This is a genomic window from Romboutsia sp. (assembly GCF_056995035.1).
The window spans coordinates 1-6,338 of the sequence record NZ_JBXKIW010000071.1 but is presented as its reverse complement, the minus strand read 5'-3'; the positions used below and the strand labels follow the sequence as shown (position 1 = coordinate 6,338).

At 29.3% G+C, this 6,338-nt stretch carries 3 protein-coding genes and 1 pseudogene; 1 reads left to right on the top strand and 3 read right to left on the bottom strand.

What is annotated here, in order from left to right; all coding sequences use genetic code 11:
• A pseudogene (locus AC11VW_RS10850) lies at nt 1-314 on the bottom strand (bile acid germinant receptor pseudoprotease CspC); the annotation flags it as partial.
• A gap of 15 nt (nt 315-329) precedes the next feature.
• Nucleotides 330-3,662, bottom strand: coding sequence for a bifunctional germination protease/germinant receptor pseudoprotease CspBA (cspBA, locus tag AC11VW_RS10845; protein WP_484301434.1), 3,333 nt, complete (start codon nt 3,660-3,662; stop codon nt 330-332).
• Nucleotides 3,663-4,035: 373 nt separating this feature from the next.
• Between cspBA and AC11VW_RS10840 the strand changes: the two genes are divergently transcribed.
• Nucleotides 4,036-4,656, top strand: coding sequence for a DUF4397 domain-containing protein (locus AC11VW_RS10840; RefSeq protein WP_484301433.1), 621 nt, complete (start codon nt 4,036-4,038; stop codon nt 4,654-4,656).
• Nucleotides 4,657-4,788: 132 nt separating this feature from the next.
• Here the strand turns inward: AC11VW_RS10840 and AC11VW_RS10835 are convergent.
• Nucleotides 4,789-6,338 (bottom strand): S8 family serine peptidase (locus AC11VW_RS10835; protein WP_484301432.1); only part of this gene is annotated, 1,550 nt, incomplete at its 5' end.

Here is a 6,338-nt window from a genome sequence, read left to right as displayed (position 1 = left end):
GCAATAATTACACCTTTTCCTGAAGATATTATATATGGGTTGTTATATATATAATCTGTTCCTGCTGCAACTGTAGGAGTTACTCCTTCTTGAAGATTATTAGTTATCTGTATTAAAGAACTCATTGTTGTTGATTCTTCCCAGGTTGCGATTCCTGATATTTCATTTAATTTTTCTTCATCTAAATCTATAGGCACATATATTACGGCAAGTTGATTATTCAATATAACATATGTATCTATATTATTTTCTTTCAGTGAATTTGCTAATTCCAATTCTGATCCTTCATAAATTATAATATAAGACTTTGTCATATATAATCTCCTATTTTATTTTAATTGTTCAAACATTCCTCTTATGTCTAATATCCCATAACCATAACCAGTATTAGGATAAGTTATATCAATATTTCTTTTTGCTCCTGCCTTGAGATATGTTTTTAGCTTTTGAGAAAATGACTTAGTCGGATATATTCCATCTACTAAAGTATACTGCATATAAAGAGCTGCTGCACCTGATACATATGCTGTTGATGGTGATGTTCCTGTTATCGTTGCATATGTATTTCCTGGATAAGGTGCTATTATATTAACCCCTGGAGCAACTATATCTGGTTTATACGTTTCTATTATTGTTGGTCCTCTTGAAGATTTTCCCCATAAACTATTGTTAATAGTGTCATATGCTCCTACAGTTATGTGTTCCTCATATGTCCCTGGATAGTTTATTGTATATAAAGGGTCAACTTCTCTAAATTTAGTTCCTGGTTTTAAAAGTACTCTGTTTGGTAAGTATGCGTGATAAATTCCATTTGTTATATACTCTCCAATTAATCTTATGTTCCAAATTCCTTTTTTTACTTTAGTTAAATTTACTCTAACATATTCTTGCCCTGAAAAGTCTGTAGGATATATATATATCATTGAATAAGAGGTTCCTTGTAAATCAAACAAACCTCTTACTGGCCTATAATCTGACTGTATTAATATCTTGCTTTGTTCTCCTGTTGGAGATACTAATACTACACTTACTACATCCGGTTTATTTATCCATATATCTATATCTAGAATATCTTCATCCTGTGTTAATTCTAACTCTATATTCTTTATTTGTCCTTTAAATTCAACTTTTCCTGACGTATGTGTTTGAGTATTTCCTTCATTCCCTGCTGCTGATACAATATATATTCCTCTTTCAAAAAAGGTGCTTCCCACTATTTTTGTAGATGTTCTTCCCGCCATACCATTATTTCCTATCGCATAATTAATTACAATTGGTATGTTTTCTTCATATGATTTTTGATAAAAATATTGAGTTGCTGCAATTAAATTTGCACTAGTATATTCTCCTTCTATTTTCCCTAACTTCACTACTATTAACTCTGCATCTTCTGCTACACCCGCATATTCACTATTTTTTCTTCCTAGCCCTGCACATATTCCACTTATCATAGTTCCATGCCCTTCTTTATCTGTTGATAAACTTGAATCTTTATTTTCGATTGCCTTATTTATATCTTCTCTAGTATATTCTGTTCCAATTACATATCCTTTCGGTGGATTTCCATCTTTTGTTTGGTCCCATAAGTATCGTATTTTTGATGTTCCATCTGGATATATAAAATCTTCATGTAAATAATCTATACCTGAATCTGCAATGCATATAGCTACACCTCTTCCTGTTACAGATATATTTGGATTATTTTTGAAAAAGTTAGCACCTATATCTTCGGTTGCAACGACTCCTTGTGATATTCCTGGACTTATTTCTCCTAATAAAGTTAATATTATATTAATTTGAGACTCTAATACTGATTCTAAATTGAAAATATTAGAAATATAACTTTGATCTTCTGGATTTAAAAATACTACTCCTAAATTATCACCTATTTTATAATATCTAACTGGTATATTTAATGCTTGAAGCTCTTCCTCAAACTTTAGAGTGTGAATTATATTTGCTCCAAATCTTAAATTTGTTGCTTTATTAACATACGGTGTTATTCTATATTTTTTATTTAATTTATTTATTTTTGAATTTCTATGTCTGATGATTTCTTGTTTATTCATTTGAACTATACTATCTAAATTAATATCTGATAGATCTAATAATCCACATCTCATTAAATTATTTGAACAACTATCCTTAGGATTTTTCTTTGCATATTTTACTAAAGCTGACTTAAGATTTTGTGAATATAAAAATACATTATTTTTGTGTACTATCCCCCACTCCATAAGAAGTGCTACAACTCCAGTTATATGTGGAGCTGCCATACTGGTTCCACTTAATGGCGCTATATTTCCTCTTGATAGTACTGATGCTATATCTTCTCCTGGCGCTAATATATCTGGCTTATATAAATCTTTATTTATATAAGCTTCGCCTGAAAATCTAGATACTTTATGAGTTGTTAAGTTATAGCTTCCAACAGTTATTACTTTGCTTGCGGTTCCTGGAACTGTTACAGTTAGATCCTTATCTGGTTTTAAAAACCTTGTATTTTTTGAAATCCCTTCTGCAGTTTGTAAGTATATATTTATATTTCCAGTGATTACGCTCATAGGTACACATACTAACTTCCATATACCTGGACTTATTGATGTTTTAGAACTCATTTGTATCCTTACTCTTCTTGTCAAAGAATATGGAGTTGTTGGATAGAAATATCCTTTTATTTTAGTTCTTCCTATAATATTTTTTATTTCTCCTGATATTAATGAAATTGACTTTGTTTTTGCCTTAGATGGACTTACTAAATAAATACTAAAATCATCTATAAAGCCTGGCCATATATTTAAATTCAATAATTTTTCATCTTCTCCTACTTTAAACTCTACCTCTACTTTTTTATCTTTATTTTTAATATTAATACTTTTATGTCCACCCTTATCTGCATTATTTCCTGCTGCAACTACTATATTATTTTTCCAAAATGAACACATGTGATTGATATATTGTTCAAATAAAGATAACCCTTTATGAGAACCTTCATTACTTCCATAACTTATATTTATTACTACAGGCATTTTTAATTCTAATGCTTTATCTAGTATAAATTTTATAGCTCTCATGAAATCTGTACTTTTTGATAACGTATCTGTATTTGTTTTTCCAACTCTTACAGCTATTATACTTGCTTCATTTGCTATATCTGCACAAATTCTTGTCACATGTGTACCATGACTACTAGTTGCTGATATAGGTATTTTTGTTTCTCTTTTAATTGCTTTGTTTATATCTTTGTTTGTGTATAATGTTCCTTCTTTAAATCCTTCCGGAGGAATACCATCTATGGATTGATCCCAATAATAAAGTATTTTGGATTTTCCATGTGAATCCTTAAATACTGATAAACTATAGTCTATACCCGAATCTATAACACCAAGTATAACTCCCTTTCCTGTCAATTTATTACTTTTCTTAAATTCTGTTATTTGTGTGCTAGAAAAACTTTCAGTATCTTGTTTTTCTAATATAAAGGGTTTTTCTATATGCTCTATCTCTGAATAATTTAATAACTTCTTTATTTTTTTGTCTGAGTCTGCAATTATTATTGCATAGTTGTATCCTAGAATTTCTACAGATACACCAATCTCATTTTCTAATCTTAGGATATCTCCGTTATATTTTACTACTACTTCATAATCTATAATAAACACCTCACTATACAATTCACTCTTTTAAAACTGTAAAATTTAACTTTACTAACTGATATAGTATTCTTATACACTGTATTGCTTAATAAAAATTTTAGATATTAACCTTTAAATTACGAATAATGATGGCATTTTATAATATCGTTATGACTTAAAAATACTTTCAATTTAAGTATCATGATGTAACTGTTAATTCTTGTGATTATAAATATTTGTATTATATATATGTATTTAAATTTATCAATAGTCCTAATGGAAGCTGCTTTATTTTGAAATTTTTGAATATATAACTATACCGAGTAAATAATGTAGTATCAAAAAAAAATTTTAACAATATCATAGTATTATATATTATTAAGTATTGGAGAGATTTATAATGAAAAAATTTACTGATGAATATTCATTAATTCGGTTTTTGCATGCAGTTCCTGGAATTATGCCTGTAGATATATATCTAAATGGTAGTTTATTCTTTAATAGGGTGTTCTTTACACAATTTAGCCCTTATCTTTATGTTCCAGAGGGGAGTTATGAAGTAACAGTTTTTGTTACTATGACAAAAGAAAATCCTATACTACGCCAAAATATAGAAGTGAAAAATGGAGAATTCGCTACCCTTGCTATGACAGGAAATTATGATTACATTGAATTGTTACTTATTCCTGAAGATAAAGAAGGAGCTAGTGGAAATAATTCAAAAGTTAGAGTCGTTCACTTATCACCTAATCTTCCTGAACTAAACATACTAGCCTATGACTCTATTTTATTTTCTAATGTTGATTTCAGAGAAATTACAGAATATATAGAAATGCCATCACAGTTTTATAAAATAAATATAGAGCTTTCGCAAAATAATCGATTATTAAGAAGTAACCGTATTGCTATAAATCCAAACAGAATATACACACTATATCTCATGGGGAACTTCGCAAGTTTCCAAGTCTTCCAATCTTTAGATGGTGCGGCATTTATAACCCCAGTTGTAAGGTATAAATAAAATAAAAATAGTATGCTTAGATAGGGTTTTAATCATCTATAAGCATACTATTTTTATTTTATCTAACTTAGATCACCAGATGGACATATTATTGACTATCCTATCTTATAATATTTATGCTTGTTCAGTAGTTTAATATATATCTTGATTCACTTGGGATATATTAAATAAATTGATATCAGATAAATCCAAAAATCCATATCCCATAGAGTTATTTGGGAAAATATACAAAGGATTTCTTCTTGCATATTTAGTTAGTAAAGCCTTCATTTTTTGTGAGTATAAAAATAAATCATTTTTATCTACAATTCCCCATTCCATCAGTAAAGCTACAGAACCTGTAACATGTGGCGTTGCCATACTAGTACCTGTTAAAGCTCCTATATTCCCACCCGGTAAAACTGATACTATATCCTCTCCTGGTGCTAGAAGATCCGGTTTATAAATTCCATTTTCTATATCACCTTCTCCTGAAAATATAGATACAGTGTCTGTTCTAGAGTTAAAACTTCCAACAGTTATAACTTTTTTTGCTGTACCCGGTACCGTGACAGTTAGGGTTTTTGTTGGAGTCAAAAATCTCGTATTTTTACTTATTCCTTCTGAAGTCGGTAAGTATATATCAATATTTCCATTCACTATATTTATAGGCTCAAATACCAATTTCCATATTCCCTGATTTATTGATATTGGAGAGCTCATTTGCATAGTTACTCTTCTTGTTAAAGAATATGGAGCTATTGGATAAAAGTATCCTTTTATTTTAGTTGAACCTATAGTATTTCTTACTTCCCCTGATGTTAATGAAATAGGCTGTGTTTTTACATTAGATGGGCTTACTAAATATACACTAAAATCATCTATAAAATCTGGCCATATATTTAGATTCAATAATTTTTCATTTTCTCCTACTACAAATTCTACTTCTGTATTTCTACCAGTATCTTTAATATTTATGTTTTTATGTCCACCTTTATCTCCATTATTTCCTGCTGCAACTACTATATTATTTTTCCAAAATGAACACATATCATCAATATATTGTTCAAATAAAGATAAACCTCTATGAGAACCTTCATTACTTCCATAACTTATATTTATTGCTATCGGCATTTTTAACTCTAATGCTTTATCTAGTATAAATTTTATAGCTCTCATAAATTCTGTACTTTTAGAAAATGTATCTGTTACTCGCCTTCCAACTCTTACAGCTATTATACTTGCTTCATTTGCTATTTCTGCACAAATTCCTGTAACATGCGTTCCATGGCTACTGGTTGGTGATATAGGTATTATTGTTTCTCCTTTAATTGCTCTATTTATATCTTCATTTGTATATAGTGCTCCTTCTTGAAATCCAACTGGAGGAGTTCCCTGTATGGATTGATCCCAATAATAAAGTATTTTAGAGTTTCCATCTTTATCTATAAACACTGGTAAATTATAATCAATCCCTGAATCTATAACTCCAAGTATAGTGCCTTTACCTGTTAATCCATTACGTTGTTTGAATCTTGCTATTCCTGTACTAGAAAAACTTTGTACATCTTGAGTTTCTAATACAAATGGCTTTTCTATATACTCTATTTCTGGATAGCCTAATAAACGATTTATTTTTTCTTCTGAGTCTGCTATTATTATGGCATAGTTATATCCTAAAATTTCTATAGACACACCTAGCT

What these genes read in the sequence shown, in the direction of transcription:
- AC11VW_RS10840 (WP_484301433.1), top strand. Translation starts at nt 4,036, where the DNA reads ATGAAAAAATTTACTGATGAATATTCATTAATTCGGTTTTTGCATGCA.